We start from the raw sequence: 16,449 nt of genomic DNA, 5'->3' as shown, positions 1-16,449 counted from the left end.
CACCCGCAGATGAGAAACAGTAAGGCCAGCGAAAATGAAAAAAACAAAATGAAAATGCCTTGGGGAAGTTATCCACAGGGCATTATTTCGTGCACATCCAAGCAGGCCTTTTCGGCAGAAGTCAGTCCACTCGCGGGTTACGTATTGCTGCGCCGCGGCGTGAAGAAGGCCAACGCCGCGGCAACGATGAACAACGCGGGCACATCGCCCACCAGATGGCCGACGTGGCTTGTCCCGTCCATCTCGACGCCGAAGGACTGCACGGCCATGATCGCGCCGTGCACGACGCTCGACCACACGGTGAACCAGATCAGGCTCAAATGTTTCATCGGATCGCGCGACGCCATCAGCAGGAACACACCGAGTGTCGCGTAAATGCCGACGATCATCAGCGGATACTGGGAATGGCCGCTGTGCCACGCCCAGCCGGACGGCCACAGGATCATCAGCGGCCAGATCGCGAAAATGGCGATCAGACCGACGACGATCAAAACGATGCGCAAGGCGGCCAGTTTCTGAGTGTCATTCATGGCAGGCTCCTTATTGCGACCTTTCGCCGCAATGGGTGCCAAGAGTATAGAACGCATCTAGCCTCACCGACCCAGTACAGACCGTTCGACGACAACGTATTTGTACATGGTTGGTTTACCGAAAGACCGCTTCCGTAAGCCCTTGCGACTCAATCCACAGCCTCGCAGCAGCACTCGTGTCCAGTGCTTGCGCAGGAACCTTGGCAATGGCCGGATAGCCGCGTGTTTCGCCGAGCCTGTCCGGGCCGTAATAGGCACCGCCTTGTGCCTGCGGTGACGTCGCGGCGAAGAGGGTCGGCAACGCCCCCTGCGCCGCCGGCTGGAACAGGAACCACATGTAACGACGAGCCATGCCCGGAACGCTCCGTGCGCCGGCGCCATTGGGCAACAGATCGGTGCGCGAAATGCCAGGATGGGCAGCGATGCTCTGGATGCCCCAGCCCGCAGCATTGCTGCGGCGTTGCAATTCAAGGGCGAACATCAGGCAAGCGAGTTTCGATTGGCTGTAAACCGGCATCGGCTTGTAGCTGCGCTGAGCTTGCAGATCATCGAAGTCGATCGTGCCGCTTCGGGCGGCGACGCTTGAAAGACTGACCACCCGTGGCTTGTTGCCTTTGCGCAGCAGCGGCAGCAGTTGGGCAGTCAAGGCGAAGTGCCCCAGGTAATTCGTGCCGAACTGCAACTCGAATCCGTCGCAAGTCACCTCACGCTTCGGCGGCGCCATCACTGCCGCGTTGTTGATCAGCAAGTCCAGGCTGTCGCGCGAACTCCGCAGACGCTCGCCGAACGACTCGATGGATTCGAGGCTGGCGAGGTCCAGTGCCCCGAAAGTCACATTCGCGCCGGGAACCCTTTGGCGAATCTGATCGACTGCTGCGGCGCCTTTCGACGGATTTCGACCGGCGATGATGACATTCGCACCGGCACGGGCCAGCGCCAGCGCGTCTTGCAAGCCAAGGCCGCCAGTACCGGTGACGACCGCCGTACGGCCGCGTTGGGAAGGGATGTCGGAAACTGTCCAGTGGGTCATGATCCTTGCCTGCCGAGAAGTTGGAATATACACTAGGTGCACATAAATATGCACTCAGTGCTAACTCTGCTGCACTTAGTGCAGAAATGCAATAGGCCATCGGAATGTCAGAATCCTTCCCTCCCGCAGATGCGGCACCCACAGAAGGCTTGCGGGAAAGCAAGCGCCGCGAAACACGCCAGCGCATCGCCGAGGCCGGCCAGCGCTTGTTCCTCGCCAACGGTTACGAAGGCACAACGCTAGACACCATCGCGGCAGCGGCGGGTATCTCGCGCCGCACGTTTTTCTCGTACTTCAAATCGAAGGACGACATCATCTTGTTCTGGCAGGACGCCGATTCGGCCAGGCTGATTGCCGATCTGCTGAAGACATCGCCCGACGTACCGCCACTCGATGCCGTTCGCGATGTGATGGTCAAGCACATCGCGCGCTACACGACCGAGCAGATGACAGCCGTGGACAATCTCATGCGTTCGAGCGAATCGCTTCTTGCGCGCAAGCAGGCGTACTACGCGCAACAGGAACAAGCGCTGTTCAACACGCTGTGTGAGGTCTGGCGGCAGCCTGAGCGGCGGTTGGCCCTTCGGATGGTGGCTGTGGTGTCCGTCGGTGCGATGAGGCTCGCGCTCCAGGCGTGGCGGGATCAGACCGGCCAGCGAAAGCCGGTGGCCAAATTCCTGCAGGACGCCTTTGACAGTTTGAAAACAGAGCTTTGACTGTAGCGACGGGGCGTTTGCGGGTGGACATTGATACCGGACGCGGCAGAACTGCCGCGTCCGGTTCGGGAGAAGCCTCGGCACGCGCCGAGGCCATGCTGCGAGGTCACGGGGCCCGTGTTCAGCCGATCGCGGCTGTTGGCTAAAGCGTCGGAACAGTGCCGCCGTCGATCCGATACTCGGCCCCTGCGATCGAAGCGGACCGAGGGGACGCCAGGAAAGCGATCAAATCGGCCACCTCTTGTGGTGTGGCCGGTCGGCCCACTGGAATTCCTCCCAGCCAATCCATGATGATTTTCTTGCCGCCCTCGTAATCCGTTCCGGCGTCTGCCGCCATCCGCTGCGCAAACGCTACGGAAGCCTCGGTCTCAATCCAGCCCGGCGCAACGCTCAGCACGCGAACGCCCTTCGGCGTCACCTCTCTCGCCAGAGACTTGCTGTAGGTCGTGAGGGCCCCCTTGGCTGCGGCGTAGGCGGTGGTGGACTCGGGCAAAGGCAGCACACGCTGGATGGAGCTGACGTGGATGATGACGCCGGAGCCCTGAGCCAGCATCGCTGGCAGCAACGCACGATCCAGGCGTACGGCAGGCATCAAGTTCAGGTTCAGCTCGGCGAACCAGTGCTCATCACTGATCGCGGCGAAACCGCCACCGGGAGTCTTCGAACCGCCGAGCACGTTGATCAGGATATCGACGCCGCCCCAGTCCTGCAGGAGGGTCTGAGCAAGGTGATTCGTACCTTGCGCCGTCGACAGATCGGCCGCCACGTAGTTGACGCCCTCCACCGGCTCCGCTGGCAGGGTGCGCGCGGATGTCGCCACCCGAGCGCCGGCCTCCACAAGGGTTTTCACGACGGCAGCGCCAAGGCCCAGCGTGCCGCCGGTGACCAATGTCCGCAGGCCATTCAGATGAAGGTCGAAGCTCATGCCGTGATCTCCAGCGATGCAATCAGGCCGCGTTCAAGGCGAAAGCGGTAGGACATAACGATCGGGCTGCCAGGGAAGTTGCCGGTGACGTTGGCGCGGACAACTTGAAAGCCGTCCTCTTTTTCAATGGCGAACGGCACGCTTATCGCGCTGTACTTGGCCGATGCCTCGGCCATAAAGGCCTTGATGGCGTCGATGCCCGTGTAGGTACGACCGTCGTCCTTCATGACAGCTTGCGCGGTGAAGCAATGCGCCAAGGCGTCGGAGTCGTGTTCGGCCGCGAAGTACGCGGCAATAGGCTCAGGAAGGGTCAAGGTGTTCAAGTTTTGGCTCCATGGGGTCAGCGAAGGCCTCAGGATGCGCGTCAACGTGAATTCAGTGAATATACTAGAATCTTTATAGGCTATTTAGGAAATGATACAGAATGCGCGGATCCGATTTCGCTGAGCTGAAGGCCTTCGTAGCCGTCGTGGAACGCCAGAGCTTTGCCCGAGCTGCCGAGCATTTGGGCCTATCGCCGTCAGCACTCAGCCAGACCATCCGGCAGCTCGAAGGCCGCATCGGCGCTCGCCTTCTGAATCGCACAACTCGAAGCGTCGCGCCATCGGCCAGTGGCGAACGGCTCTACAGGCGCATAGCGCCGTTGTTTCGGGAGATGGCTGCTGCAGTCGCCCAAGCCAGTGAGGCGACAGGACAGATGAGCGGCACGCTTCGCATCAACACGCTGGGGATCGCAGCGCGAACCATCATCGCGCCCCGGCTTTCACGCTTTCATCAAGCACACCCTGACGTGGTTCTCGACATCGTGGTCGACGACGCGCTCGCCGATATTGTCTCTGGCCGCTTTGATGCCGGCATCCGCGTGGGTGGGCAACTCGAGAAAGACATGGTTGCCGTCCGCCTCACGCCGGACCTGGACATGGTGGCCGTGGCCTCCCCGGACTATATCGCGCGTAAAGGAACCCCCAAGTCTCCTGCCGATTTGCATAACCATACATGCATCAACTGGCGGCTCCAGATGGACGGCAGGCACTATCGCTGGGAGTTCAAGAAACGAGGGCAGCGACTCGAAGTGGCGGTGGACGGCCCCGTAGTCACCAATCATGCCGACATCGGCATTGCTGCTGCGCTGAACGGGCTCGGCATTGCCTATCACTTCGAGCGAGATGGCGTGGGCGAGCTCTTGGCCCAGGGACGGCTGGTCCAGGTCCTGCCGGACTGGTCGATTTCACGCCCGGGGCTGTTCCTCTACTATCCGAGCCGCCAGCATCGACCAGCCCTCCTCGGGGCGTTCATCGACTGTCTCCTGGATCGAAAACCGTTCGATCGGCGCTAGGCCTTAGGAAGGGTCGCCATAGCGTCGGCAAACACCATGGAGTGGGCTATGGCTTCCAGCACAAATAGAGATGGCAGCAGCATGCGCATTTCCGCTTTTAAAGGGTAAGTTCCCCGATTTGGCCATAGCACATTTACACTATGGCTTCTATGCGAGGCTTAATTCTAAACTGCTGACAGAATTCTAACTCACCCTAAAAAAATGAGAAAACCATGACAAAATTAAAATTTGTTGCAGCGGTTTCTGTTTTGGTGGCATTAGCTGGATGTAATGTCATTGCTAGCAAAACTAATGTACTCACTGATGACCAAATAAAATCCCAGGCTGGCGGGGCCCTCGGGTATTCTCCTGAAGAGCTGACTCTGGTAAGCCGCCGGACGGAAGGAACCAATACGTTCGCCGCGTTGAAGTCCAAAGATAATCAACAGTTTAATTGCATTATCAACGGCGGGAATCTCTTGACGTTTGGCATGACCAACCCACCATCCTGTTCTAAAAAAGGTCAGTCACCCGTTAGTGCCACCCCATTCGGGGGTTGATGTTTAAAGACACTGTATACCAAGAGCTTCTTGAATATTTAGTTGAGTTCTACTACTTATATAGAGTTGCTCTTGGCTTCCTAGAGAGAAGTGATTTCGAGTTATGAGTTTTCATAACTTGAATTTTTTGATTTTGATTAGACTAGTGTGCTGTTCGCCAGATAGCCTTGGTATCGGTCAGCATGGCAATCAATCGGATTCCATGTAAAAAATACCATGCTTAGAAAAGCACTCGCGCACAATGATAAAACCCAACGAAACCGGGCTTGTCATGAGATTTGATACCACGCCCTAGCCTGCCAAGGCGAAGCCCGGTGCTCCGGCGTCGTTCAGCACGCGATCGATGGCGCGCTGGTCTTGGGGTGTCGAAGCGCCCGCGAACGCGAGCGCGACCGGCCCCAGGTCGAGGTCGAACAGGCGATTGCCTGCGCGGGATTGGTAGTAGTAGTCGCGCTTGGGCTGCGCGGTGGCGACGATCTCGATCTGTCGGCTGGTGAGGCCGAAGCCTTCGTAGATCGTGCGAATCTGCGGCTCGGTGGCCTGCGGGTTCGGGAGGAAGGTGCGGCTGGCGCACGTTGTTCGAATTTGTCTAGTCGGCGGGCGCAAAGAGCCAGATCATGCCCTTTCGCTGCGAACTGACGAGCCATCTCAAAACCGATACCTGAACTTGCGCCGATGATGAGAATTTTTTTCGGGGAGCGCGAGACATGACACAGCTCCTTCTCAACGAGCCACTAGACCGTGAAGTATCAAGCTCTCTGCCGTCGATACGATGACTTCATCATTTGGCCTCGGATTCCATTCAAGTACCCGATGTGCCTTCTCGCTCGTAGAGTCACGCTTCTTGCCCAGGTTAGGAACCATCTGACGAGCGTTGTTACTGAACAGCGCAGCCAAGCGAATTTGCCAACTCGGCAATTTCTTCGTCGGAACTTTCGTCGCAGCTTCGCCCAAGCGGCTCCGCAGGATGGAAGCGATCCCCGCCATAGACATCAAAGGACCTGCGACGGCAACGAAGCGCTCCCCCTTCGCTTCGGGTTTCTCCATCGCCCTCAAGTGCAGATCGGCCACGTCGCGGACATCCACGACGCCGAAATAGACATCTGGTAAGCCGGGCATGGCCCCCTCAAGCATGCCTTTCACGATGGCGATGGACGTAGAGTAGTCCGCACCCAACACTGGCCCGAAGATGCCGACTGGATTAACGACAGCCAATTCCAAACTGCCGCCTTCCGAACTAATAAAGTCCCATGCGGCACGCTCCGCTATAGCCTTGGAACGAATGTAGGGGGGATTGGGAAGCGCTGAATCAGTCCAATCCAATTCGGTGTACGTGCCCCCGGACTTCGGTTTACCGCCATAACCCACGGCGGCAAACGATGAAGTGACGACCACGCGCTTGACTCCCGCGTCTCGCGCAGCACGCAGGACTCGCAGCGTACCGTCTCGGGCGGGATGAATGATCTCGTTTTCGTCTTTCGGAACCGCGGACGGAAACGGCGAAGCGACATGCAATACGTATTCACAGCCCTTCATCGCCGCTTGCCAACCATCGTCGCTCGTCAGGTCGGCCCGAACGAACTCAACGTCGTTCGCCGATATGGCGCCGGCAGACGTAAGCATCTTTTGCGTTTCCTTCACCTTCTCCTGCGAGCGCACGGTCGCCCTGACGCTATGCCCAGCATCCAACAGCTTGAGGATGCAATGGCTGCCGAGGAAGCCGGAGCCCCCTGTCACAAGAATTTTACTCATCATCAAATCTCCGTTACGGCATGATGTTGCGGGCTAACATCCGATTCGACAAGTAGGATGGTTTTTCTTACCTAGTATGAAATTTCAGACCGAGGGGAAAAAAAATGAACATCCAGTCTGTGCTACCGAGAACCTACAAAAGCGAGGACTGTGATGGCTGCGTCGGGCCGAGCGACGTTGACATCCTTCGATTTCAGAGAGCCATCCGTGCAATCACTGGCAAGTGGAAAATCGAAATCGTCTGCATGCTGATCGAGGGGCCAATGAGATTCGGCGTACTGAGGCGATCGCTTCCTGGCGTAACGCAGCACATGCTCACGGAGCAATTGAAGGAGCTTGCCTCCAACGGAATAGTGATACGCCGGGCTTATGCAGAGATTCCCCCGAGAGTCGAGTATGAACTCTCCCAAGCCGGAATCGACTTGGTACCCATATTTCAAAAGATGTTGGAGTGGTCGCTCAAGTACGATTCGCTGTTGAGCGAAGATGTAGAAAGCGAGGGCTAATTGATAACCAGAGGTGCGATCGCATGGCAATCAACAACGTATCCGCGGCCATCTTCCAACAGATCAACTCGGCCTTCATCGCCGACGATTCCTGGCCTTTTCGCTAAGACTCCAGCCTTCAACCTGTCTGAACGCTCTGCTCATTTGTCGCAATAGGATAGCTAACTCGGCAGCATCGCCGTTCCGGCGCACTTCAGAAAGCAACTCGGCAGCGTAGTGCGGATCGGCGTTAATCTGCTCGGCCATGAAATCGTCATGTGTTCGACTTTTCATCTGGTGGCATCCTCTTTGTAGCTAGGCGGTACAGGGCGCGTGATACCCGCTTAGAAGCGCTTGGACTTTGGTGGCCACTACCAATCGGCAGCAGACGATCAACACTGCCTGACGTCACCCAGCCCGCTAGGGTCGTATCCGCGCTTACCCATCACGACGTACCCCCTCTCTCAAGCCAGGTCCTTTCGCCGTTAATCGTCAGAGGGTCAATTCCGCGACACCTGTCCGTTCCCTGCGTATTCGGGGTGCCCAGGCTCTGCTCGCTGTCAGATCTATCCCGCTCTGGTGCCCTCAATCATCCAGTAGTGGCGGCTGCTCTCATGCCGTCAGCAGCCTCGCCGCGGTAGCGACGTGGCGCCAGCTAAAAAAAAGTTCGCTCGAGCACTATCACTTTTTTCTTCTCGCCGCACAGACCCTATAGAGAAGAAAAGATGAGGTGAGCTTGAACACTGCATGCCCACATACCTTGTCCCTGGCCTCTTGTGTCAGATCCCTCTACGGGTCGCTGAATGGCAGTGAGGCCGTGCTGATCGGGATTGACCGGCGTGGCTGCGGCGGTCCGGATCAGGCACCGATAGGACGCTGCTTTCAACCAGCGCGCCGTGACCTCTCTCGCCTGCGGGTAGCTCGCTCGAGTGCAGGCTCTGCCCATGAATGATAGAGCCGGAATGATGACCAGTCTGAACCTGCAACTGAAGAATCGCCCCGAGCACCAGCCTTGGGTAACCACAATCACCGGCGTGATAGTCAATGCCGTCGCCTATTCGATACTGCTCTGGAATATTTCAGGGACCTTGGATTTCAAGATCGATGACACCCAGGTATCGATACCGGGTTATATGGTCTTTGCTGCCTATACCTATTGTGCCCTGCACCTCTGGCTTTCCCATTGGCTAGGGAAGGTGCTGATTGGCTTGAACAACCACAGACAGACGGTCGAGGCGGATTTTCGCTACCAGGGCATGCAAGTCCGGGAATACGCGGAGCAAGTCGCCTTCTACCGCGGCGGCGATATCGAGAACAAGCACCTGACTGACCGCTTCCAACGGGTTCGCGCCAATACCATCAGCATTATCAACCGAACCTTCAAGGTCATGTTCGGCCAGCACATGTTCTCTCACCTGTTCAGCCTGCTGCCCACCTTGTTGGCGCCGCCGTTACTGTTGAATGGCAAAATCACCTATGGCGACACGGTGCGCATCACCGGCGCCTACGCGATGCTCTCCAACACCATCGCCTATTTTCCCCAGGCCTATATATCGTTCACCAATTGGTTGGCGCTGACGAATCGGCTGCGCGATTTCCAGTGGGCCATCAACCAGGCAGAGAACAGGGTCAGTGCCATCGAGTACAGCCACACGGCAGACGAATCGCTGTCTTGCACCCGGTTGCAGCTCCATACCCCTACCGACTGCTACAGCGGCCCAAGTATCTCTTCCTGGATGAAGCAACGAGCGCCCTGGACCGGAGACAGAGCATCGCCTCTATCCGCCCTGGTCGAGGCGCTTCCCGATACCACCCTCATCAGCGTTGCCCATCGCACCTCCCTGGCGCAATACCACAGTCAAACGCTCAATCTCACCCCCAAGACTTAAGGAATTAACATGTCCACAGTAGTTAAGATCACTGGAGAGACGCTCGAACAAGACGTCCTCCATTCAAGCATGCCTGTTCTTCTCGATCTATGGGCACCCTGGTGTGCTCCCTGCCGCTCACTGGCACCGAATCTGGAGAAATTAGCGGTGCTGTCCGTCGGGACCTTGAAAGTTGCCAAGTTGGATGTTGAGCAATATCCAGACGCCATGGCCAATTTCAATGTTCGCGGCATTCCCACCCTCCTGCTGTTCAAGGATGGAAAAGAAGTCAGCCGCGAGGTAGGCGTCAAAACCCTCGACCAGCTGACGAAATGGATGACCGGCAACGGTATCGTGCTCGAGCGTCCGCCCGTGCTTCGTGCAGATACCCCCAAATATCCTGCGTTCTACGGCGATCCTGAACTCAAGAAGTTCTTGTTTTCTCGCTTGGAGCAGCAGGCTCTTGAAGGGCTGGTTCAAGCCAGCCCCCATCCCTTTTGGATAGAAGGGAAAGGCACTCTCGTGGCCGCCATGGTCCATAACGCCGACATCGAGGTATTCGAACGTATCAGTGGTATTCCCGCGGCCGTGGGCCATGCCCTGGACTTTGTCCAGGCAAGCTCCCCGGAAACGATCAGGTCACTCTCGCTGGCGCTGACCGTAGGCACCGATCTTAGCCGGGTACCGGCACTCGTCATCTACGACTACCTCAAAGAGCCTACCTTTGACTGGCCTGGTCTGCTGGCAGTTGCCGCAGATGCGGATGCCTTGCGCTGTGCCTGGTTGAAGGAATGCAAAAAGCATCTGCAGGGCGACCCTGTCGATGAAGCGGCCATGGACGAGATAAAACGCCGGGCGGAAAGCCTGCAACAGCATCCTGACCGGGCAATCCAGCGGTTGGCGAAGGTGCTCCTCGAACTATCCCCGATGCCAGGTTGCAATCAGCATGATGAATGGGCGGCGGTTTTTCGCCTCGCCGGAGACCTTTCATTCAGTGTCGGTCAACATCAGTGTGGCTGGACAGCGGAAGACCGCGACATGGAAAGAAGACGCTTCTACTGGTTCTCGGAGCGCGAAGCTCAGACTGCCACCGGCAAGGCTTCTCCAGAAGAGCTAACCGCCTTGCGTGCCCAGTGGCTTGAGGAGAACGGTGAATACCAGGCCAAAGAAGCAAGATTCATCGAAAACAACCTTCAAGGACTGCATGGGGTGCATTCGGCGACGCGGGCTCATCTGATCGCCGCACTCAAGCAGGCACCGCAGCTCCTGCGTATCTGATATCGAAAGGAATTCGTGATGAGTGTACGGGAGAAGAGCTGGGCGATATCGCGCAAGAGATACTGAGCCTTGCGCGCCAACAGGGTGCAGACAAAGCCCAGGTCAGTCTCTCGCGCAGCCAAGGGCTGGCAGCTCGCACTCAAGCATCCACCGGCGAGATTGAAAGTATGATCGGCGGAGTGCAGCAAACAGCTGATCGAGCAGTTCACGCCATGGATAGTAGCCAGGCGCGCGCCCAAGACACTCAGCACCTGGCCAAGGAGGCCGACCAGGCTTTAGCGCGGATCAATGAAGCCGTCGCTGGCATCAACGAACGCAATCTGGTGATCGCCAGCGCCGCCGAGGAGCAGGCGCAGGTGGCACGTGAGGTGGACCGCAACCTGAGCAATATCCAGGACCTCTCCACCCAAACTGCGGCAGGTGCTAATCAAACGAGCGCATCGAGCCAGGACCTATCGCGCTTGGCAACTTCCTTCAACCAGATGGTTGCCCGTTTCCATCTCTAAAACTGCATTTCAAGCAGCCAGCGGCCTTACGCCGGCGGCCAGCAACACCTTCTGGCTATCGGTGGCCATGGCCATCACCACGATGTCGTTCGCCTGGCTTTCCATCAGCCTCTACAAGGGCTGGGCGAATCAGAACCTCAAAGCCGCCGCCAAAGGCGCCCTCATTCGTGGGCTACTCCTCTACTGCGTGCTGTTCTGGCTCATTTTGCATTAACCCCGCGAGGAGAAATCCATGCTGTCCCTCAAACGACTGTTCACCCTCGGCGTCCGCGCCAAAACTCAGCTTGCCTTGGCCAGCGCTGCGCTAGTGCCAGCAATTAGCCAAGCCGCCCTTCCCCAAGCGCAAGCTCCCTCGCGAGGCGAAGGTTCTACCTGGCTGGAGACACTGAAAAACTACGGATTCGACCTCATCTCGCTGTTTGCCCTGGCCTTGTGCGCCCTCTGCCTGATCGTCGTCAAAGGCGACATGGTATCGAGCACTAAGCATGGCATTTGGCTCAGTCAATGCCCCGTACCATGCCACATAAACACAGTGCTTGGCGATGCACAAAGCTGCCAGAACTTGCCAGACCCAAAAAACCAAAAGCCCGCAATTACGCGGGCTCCAGGGCATTTCTTGCTAGATCGTGCCCGGCAATGCCGGACGTCCAATCATTCCCACTCAATCGTCGCCGGCGGCTTGCTCGACACGTCATACGTGACGCGGGAGATGCCTTCGATTTCGTTGATGATGCGTCCGGAAACGGTTTCCAGCAGCTCGTACGGCAAGTGTGCCCAGCGAGCGGTCATGAAGTCGATGGTTTCCACGGCACGCAGGGCCACGACCCAGGCGTAACGACGGCCATCGCCAACCACGCCCACCGATTTCACCGGTTGGAACACCACGAATGCCTGGCTGACCTTGTGGTACCAATCGGCCTTGCGCAGTTCTTCGATGAAGATGTGGTCGGCGCGACGCAGCAGGTCGGCGTATTCCTTCTTCACTTCACCGAGGATCCGCACGCCCAGGCCCGGGCCTGGGAATGGGTGGCGGTAGACCATGTCGTAGGGCAGGCCCAGTTCCAGGCCGAGGCGACGCACTTCGTCCTTGAACAGTTCGCGCAGCGGTTCGACCAGCTTGAGGTTCATTTCCTCTGGCAGGCCGCCGACGTTGTGGTGGGACTTGATCACGTGGGCCTTGCCGCTCTTGGCACCGGCCGACTCGATCACGTCGGGGTAGATGGTGCCCTGGGCCAGGTACTTGATGTTGTCCAGCTTGCAGGATTCGGCATCGAACACGTCGATGAAGGTGCGGCCGATGATCTTGCGCTTCTTCTCCGGGTCGGACTCGCCGGCCAGGTTGTTCAGGAACTGCTCTTCGGCGTTGGCGCGGATCACCTTGACGCCCATGTTCTCGGCGAACATGGCCATCACTTGCTCGCCTTCGTGCAGGCGCAGCAGACCGTTGTCGACAAAGACGCAGGTCAGTTGGTCGCCGATGGCCTTGTGCAGTAGAGCAGCGACCACCGAGGAGTCGACGCCGCCGGACAGGCCCAGCAGCACGTTGTCGGTGCCGACCTGGGCGCGGACCTGGGCGATGGCGTCTTCAGCGATTTTCGACGGAGTCCACAGGGCTTCGCACCCGCAGATGTCGAGGATGAAGCGCGACAGGATGCGGCCACCCTGCTTGGTGTGGGTCACTTCAGGGTGGAACTGCACGCCGTAGTAACGGCGATCATCGTTGAACATGCCGGCGATCGGGCAGCTCGGGGTACTGGCCAGGATGTGGAAGTCTTCCGGCATCTTGGTGACCTTGTCACCGTGGCTCATCCACACGTCCAGGCCGAACAGGCCGTCGGCGTCGATGTGGTCTTCGATGCCGTCCAGCAGGCGGCTCTTGCCGACCACGTCGACGCGGGCATAACCGAACTCACGCAGGTCCGAACCTTCGACCTTGCCGCCCAGCTGTTCAGCCATGGTCTGCATGCCGTAGCAGATACCGAAGACCGGCACGCCCAGGTCGAACACCGCCTGCGGGCAGCGCGGGCTGTCGGCTTCGTGCACGGACTCGGGGCCGCCGGCGAGGATGACGCCTTTCGGAGCGAATTCGCGAATCGCTTCGTCATCCATGTCGAACGGATGCAGTTCGCAGTACACGCCGATTTCACGCACGCGGCGGGCGATCAGCTGGGTGTACTGGGAACCGAAGTCGAGGATCAGGATGCGGTGAGCGTGAATGTCGAGGGCCATGACTCATTCTCATGTAGTGAATCAGAAACAACTCGGGGCTGAATGAACAGCCCCGGTGATTAACGTTTTGCTGGAAGCCTTAACCTACGCGGTAGTTCGGCGCTTCCTTGGTGATCTGCACGTCGTGGACATGGGACTCGGCCATGCCGGCGCCGGTGATGCGCACGAATTCCGGCTTGGTACGCATCTCTTCGATGTCGGCGCTGCCGGTGTAGCCCATGGAGGAACGCAGGCCGCCCATCAGTTGATGGATGATGGCGCTCAGGGTGCCTTTGTACGGCACGCGACCTTCGATGCCTTCCGGCACCAGCTTCTCGGCACCCGCGGAGGAGTCCTGGAAGTAACGGTCGGAAGAGCCCTGGGCCTGGGACATGGCGCCCAGCGACCCCATGCCGCGATAAGCCTTGTAGCTACGGCCCTGGAACAGCTCGATCTCGCCCGGCGCTTCTTCGGTACCGGCGAACATCGAACCCATCATCACGCAGTAGGCACCGGCGACGATGGCCTTGGACAGGTCACCGGAGAAGCGGATACCGCCGTCGGCGATCAACGGCACGCCCGTGCCTTCAAGGGCGGCGGCGACGTTGGCGATGGCGCTGATCTGCGGCACGCCGACACCGGCGACGATACGGGTGGTGCAGATCGAGCCAGGGCCGATACCGACCTTGACCGCGTCGGCGCCGGCTTCGGCCAGGGCCTTGGCGGCTTCGCCGGTGGCGATGTTGCCGCCGATCACCTGCACGTCAGGGAAGTTCTGCTTGACCCAGCGAACGCGGTCGATCACGCCTTTGGAGTGACCGTGGGCGGTGTCGACCACCACCACGTCGACGCCGGCATTGACCAGGGCGGCGACGCGGTCGCCGGTGTCCTTGCCGGTGCCGACCGCAGCGCCGACGCGCAGACGACCCTGGTCGTCCTTGCTCGCCAGCGGGTAGGCCTTGGCTTTTTCGATGTCGTTGACGGTCATCATGCCCTTGAGGGCGAATTTGTCGTCGACGATCAGCACACGCTCGATACGGTGCTTGTGCAGCAATTCGCGGACTTCGTCCTTGTCGGTGCCTTCCTTGACCGTGACCAGGCGCTCTTTAGGCGTCATCACTTGGCGGACGGAAGCATCGAGACGGTTCTCGAAACGCACGTCGCGGGAGGTGACGATGCCGACCAGGTCGCCATCGTGCAGTACCGGAACGCCGGAGATGTTGTGCATGCGGGTCAGTTCGAACAGATCCCGGACCGTGGCGTCAGCCTCGATGGTGATCGGGTCCTTGACCACGCCAGCCTCGAACCGCTTGACCTTGCGCACTTCGGCGGCCTGCTGTTCGATGGTCATGTTCTTGTGGATGATACCGATACCGCCTTCCTGGGCCATGGCAATGGCCAGACGGGCTTCGGTCACGGTGTCCATGGCGGCGGAAACCAGAGGGATATTCAGTTCGATGCCACGGGTGAGACGGGTTTTGAGACTGACTTCGTTAGGCAGTACTTCGGAATAACCGGGCACTAGGAGAATGTCGTCGAAGGTCAGAGCTTCTTGGCTGATACGCAGCATCGCGGGGGCTCCCGAGCGGGAAAATGGAAGCGCGCCATTATACTCATGGACCCCGCCTGGCTCAATGTAAAACTCTGTCTATTATTGGCGGGCTGATTGACGGGCTAAATCACTGCCTGCTTGCCAACCCATATTCCCTGTGGGAGCGAGCTTGCTCGCGATAGCGGCGTATCAGTCAACACCGTATCAACTGCCCCGACGCCATCGCGAGCAAGCTCGCTCCCACATTGGCTCAACGGCGCCCTTACAACTCCACCCTCACCCAACTCACCGGCTGATCGAGCCAATCGGAGAACTCATCGAGAAAGTCCTGCTTGAACCCCGCCTCCAGCCAGTTGTTGAAAATGAACCCCAGGTTGGAAAAGCCGCACGGCTGCAGGAACAGAAAACCATTGATGTCATCTTCATGTCCACATTCGGGGCAGGTGAAGTTGTCGGTGCGCGCTGGCATCCAGTCTTCCAGGCTTTCGAACAACGCTTCACCGATTTCCCTGCGGCACTCGGCACAGCCGGCTTCTTCGAGAAAGCCCTTGGCCGGTGTATAGATGCAGCGCGTGGTGATGATCTCCAGGCCGTTGACCGACTCGCCGAACGGCAAGGCTTGCGGGTACAAGACCACATCGCGGGCACCGGGGGCGATGGCGTGGGCCATGCGATTGCCGGTGCGCCCGCAGGTGGTCAGTTGTTCTTCGACGATATTTTTGCGCACCAGCCAGCGCACGATCGCCCGGGCCCGGGGCTCGTGGACCGGCAGGGTGGAAATTTTCGGGACGATGATGCTTTGCGAATTCATGACGAGGCCTGGAGGTTCCCATGAGGGCGAATAAAGGCCGGCAGCTTAATCCCTGGCCGAGCCAGGTCAAGCACTCAGGTAACGCCCGATCAAGGCAATGCCGCTGGCGAGCACCAGCCAGGTCACCAAGCGCACGAACGCCTCGCGCGACAACCTCATGGTCAGGCGACGCCCCACCCACAGCCCCAGCGCCATGGCCGGCAACAAACACAGCGCCAGTACCAGCAAGGGTAGCTCGGCATACACGCCGGCGACGATAAACAGGCTCAAGCGCACCACGGTGCTGCAACTGATCAAGGCACTTTGCGTGGCCCGGGCCGGGTCCTTGGGCAGGCGGCTATTCAAGTAGATGGCATATAGAAAGCCGCCACTGCCAAACAACGCCCCGAACATCCCGCCCACCGTGCCCAGCGGAAACGCCCACCGCGATGACAGCTGCGCCGGCCGGGTTTTTATCGACAGGCTATAAATGGCATAGCTGCAGATGAACAACCCCATCAACAGTAACAAAAGGTCGGACTTGAGGTTGAGCAGGAAAATCACCCCCAGGGTGCAGCCCAGTGCCATGCACGGCAGCAACCGCAGCAGCTCCGGCCGGGACACGTCCCGACGCGATGGCAACAGGTTGCCGAAGGCCGCGACAAAATCCAGCAGGACCAGCAGCGGGATGATCTTCGACAAGGGCATGAACAGCAGCAGGATGGGCGCGGCCACCAGCGCCGTGCCGAACCCGGCGATGCCGAACACGATGTAGGCCAGTGCGATGGCCAGGCCGATCACCAGCCATTCCATAGGCGCGAATGCCCACTGGCCCAACCACGACAGAAGATTCATCCGGCACTTCCTTGATGGCGAAGCGGCGACTTTAGCCAGATGTGTCGGAGCATATCCAGCATTTGTGGTGACAGGACCA

Annotated in this window: 17 protein-coding genes and 3 pseudogenes; 9 read left to right on the top strand and 11 right to left on the bottom strand. The window is 58.9% G+C overall.

From position 1 onward, the window contains the following. Window positions 1–137 precede the first annotated feature (137 nt). Window positions 138–530 carry a DUF6632 domain-containing protein gene (locus tag BLO80_RS24425; protein WP_092331564.1) on the bottom strand — a complete coding sequence of 131 codons (393 nt, stop codon included), beginning with the start codon at window positions 528–530 and terminating at the stop codon, window positions 138–140. Between the two features lie 115 nt (window positions 531–645). Continuing rightward, complete coding sequence (locus BLO80_RS24420) at window positions 646–1,560, bottom strand: SDR family oxidoreductase (protein WP_092331567.1); 915 nt, start codon at window positions 1,558–1,560, stop codon at window positions 646–648. 104 nt (window positions 1,561–1,664) lie between these two features. On the opposite strand from BLO80_RS24420, the gene BLO80_RS24415 reads away from it, so the two are divergent. Further along, window positions 1,665–2,276, top strand: a complete 612-nt coding sequence (locus tag BLO80_RS24415; protein ID WP_092202335.1) for a TetR/AcrR family transcriptional regulator — start codon at window positions 1,665–1,667, stop codon at window positions 2,274–2,276. Window positions 2,277–2,418: 142 nt separating this feature from the next. Here the strand turns inward: BLO80_RS24415 and BLO80_RS24410 are convergent, their stop codons facing one another. Further along, window positions 2,419–3,201 carry an SDR family oxidoreductase gene (locus BLO80_RS24410; protein WP_092331569.1) on the bottom strand — a complete coding sequence of 261 codons (783 nt, stop codon included), beginning with the start codon at window positions 3,199–3,201 and terminating at the stop codon, window positions 2,419–2,421. Then, window positions 3,198–3,524: a nuclear transport factor 2 family protein gene (locus tag BLO80_RS24405; RefSeq protein ID WP_092331572.1), complete on the bottom strand. Its 327-nt coding sequence runs from the start codon at window positions 3,522–3,524 to the stop codon at window positions 3,198–3,200. Before BLO80_RS24405 ends, BLO80_RS24410 begins: the two co-directional genes overlap by 4 nt. A 101-nt stretch (window positions 3,525–3,625) precedes the next feature. On the opposite strand from BLO80_RS24405, the gene BLO80_RS24400 reads away from it, so the two are divergent. Beyond that, window positions 3,626–4,537, top strand: a complete 912-nt coding sequence (locus BLO80_RS24400; protein WP_092331574.1) for a LysR family transcriptional regulator — start codon at window positions 3,626–3,628, stop codon at window positions 4,535–4,537. 212 nt (window positions 4,538–4,749) lie between these two features. After that, window positions 4,750–5,076, top strand: a complete 327-nt coding sequence (locus BLO80_RS24395) for a hypothetical protein (RefSeq protein ID WP_092331577.1) — start codon at window positions 4,750–4,752, stop codon at window positions 5,074–5,076. A gap of 303 nt (window positions 5,077–5,379) precedes the next feature. On the opposite strand, the pseudogene BLO80_RS30385 reads toward BLO80_RS24395, so the two are convergent. Further along, window positions 5,380–5,652: pseudogene (locus BLO80_RS30385) on the bottom strand (conjugal transfer protein TrbE); the annotation flags it as partial. A gap of 147 nt (window positions 5,653–5,799) precedes the next feature. Beyond that, the gene (locus BLO80_RS24380) at window positions 5,800–6,828 is read right to left on the bottom strand and encodes an SDR family oxidoreductase (protein WP_092331690.1); all 1,029 of its coding nucleotides are present in this window, start codon (window positions 6,826–6,828) and stop codon (window positions 5,800–5,802) included. Window positions 6,829–6,932: 104 nt separating this feature from the next. Between BLO80_RS24380 and BLO80_RS24375 the strand changes: the two genes are divergently transcribed. Further along, on the top strand, window positions 6,933–7,334 hold the full coding sequence (locus tag BLO80_RS24375) for a winged helix-turn-helix transcriptional regulator (protein ID WP_092331579.1): 402 nt from the start codon (window positions 6,933–6,935) through the stop codon (window positions 7,332–7,334). A 75-nt stretch (window positions 7,335–7,409) separates the two neighbouring features. On the opposite strand, the gene BLO80_RS24370 is transcribed toward BLO80_RS24375, so the two are convergent. Beyond that, a complete protein-coding gene (locus tag BLO80_RS24370) occupies window positions 7,410–7,607 on the bottom strand; it encodes a transcriptional regulator (protein WP_092331582.1) in 198 nt (65 codons plus the stop codon). Between the two features lie 668 nt (window positions 7,608–8,275). Between BLO80_RS24370 and BLO80_RS24365 the strand changes: the two genes are divergently transcribed. The 5 genes and pseudogenes from BLO80_RS24365 to BLO80_RS24345 form a co-directional block, all read left to right on the top strand. Next, window positions 8,276–9,202, top strand: a complete 927-nt coding sequence (locus BLO80_RS24365; RefSeq protein ID WP_175459546.1) for an SbmA/BacA-like family transporter — start codon at window positions 8,276–8,278, stop codon at window positions 9,200–9,202. Window positions 9,203–9,211: 9 nt separating this feature from the next. Continuing rightward, window positions 9,212–10,459, top strand: coding sequence for a thioredoxin family protein (locus tag BLO80_RS30070; RefSeq protein ID WP_092331587.1), 1,248 nt, complete (start codon window positions 9,212–9,214; stop codon window positions 10,457–10,459). A 71-nt stretch (window positions 10,460–10,530) separates the two neighbouring features. Further along, window positions 10,531–10,965: pseudogene (locus BLO80_RS30065) on the top strand (methyl-accepting chemotaxis protein); the annotation flags it as partial. Beyond that, window positions 10,946–11,179 carry a TIGR03758 family integrating conjugative element protein gene (locus tag BLO80_RS24350; protein ID WP_092331592.1) on the top strand — a complete coding sequence of 78 codons (234 nt, stop codon included), beginning with the start codon at window positions 10,946–10,948 and terminating at the stop codon, window positions 11,177–11,179. The pseudogene BLO80_RS30065 and the gene BLO80_RS24350, both read left to right, overlap by 20 nt. Before the next feature lie 18 nt (window positions 11,180–11,197). After that, window positions 11,198–11,413: pseudogene (locus BLO80_RS24345) on the top strand (DUF2976 domain-containing protein); the annotation flags it as partial. A 203-nt stretch (window positions 11,414–11,616) separates the two neighbouring features. Here BLO80_RS24345 and guaA read toward each other — a convergent pair. From guaA to BLO80_RS24325, 4 genes are all read right to left on the bottom strand, one after another. Next, complete coding sequence (gene guaA / locus BLO80_RS24340; RefSeq protein WP_072408106.1) at window positions 11,617–13,194, bottom strand: glutamine-hydrolyzing GMP synthase; 1,578 nt, start codon at window positions 13,192–13,194, stop codon at window positions 11,617–11,619. A gap of 79 nt (window positions 13,195–13,273) precedes the next feature. Beyond that, window positions 13,274–14,743, bottom strand: a complete 1,470-nt coding sequence (gene guaB / locus BLO80_RS24335) for an IMP dehydrogenase (RefSeq protein WP_092331595.1) — start codon at window positions 14,741–14,743, stop codon at window positions 13,274–13,276. Window positions 14,744–14,987: 244 nt separating this feature from the next. Next, window positions 14,988–15,536, bottom strand: a complete 549-nt coding sequence (locus tag BLO80_RS24330) for a sugar ABC transporter ATPase (RefSeq protein ID WP_092331597.1) — start codon at window positions 15,534–15,536, stop codon at window positions 14,988–14,990. Between the two features lie 66 nt (window positions 15,537–15,602). Then, window positions 15,603–16,370, bottom strand: coding sequence for a sulfite exporter TauE/SafE family protein (locus BLO80_RS24325; RefSeq protein ID WP_092331600.1), 768 nt, complete (start codon window positions 16,368–16,370; stop codon window positions 15,603–15,605). Between the last annotated feature and the right edge of the window lie 79 nt (window positions 16,371–16,449).

This window comes from Pseudomonas sp. NFACC56-3, from assembly GCF_900100025.1.
GTDB classification, from domain to species: Bacteria; Pseudomonadota; Gammaproteobacteria; order Pseudomonadales; family Pseudomonadaceae; genus Aquipseudomonas; species Aquipseudomonas fluorescens_AA.
The sequence above is the reverse complement of the archived record's forward strand: the minus strand, read 5'-3'. Positions and strand labels throughout refer to the sequence as shown.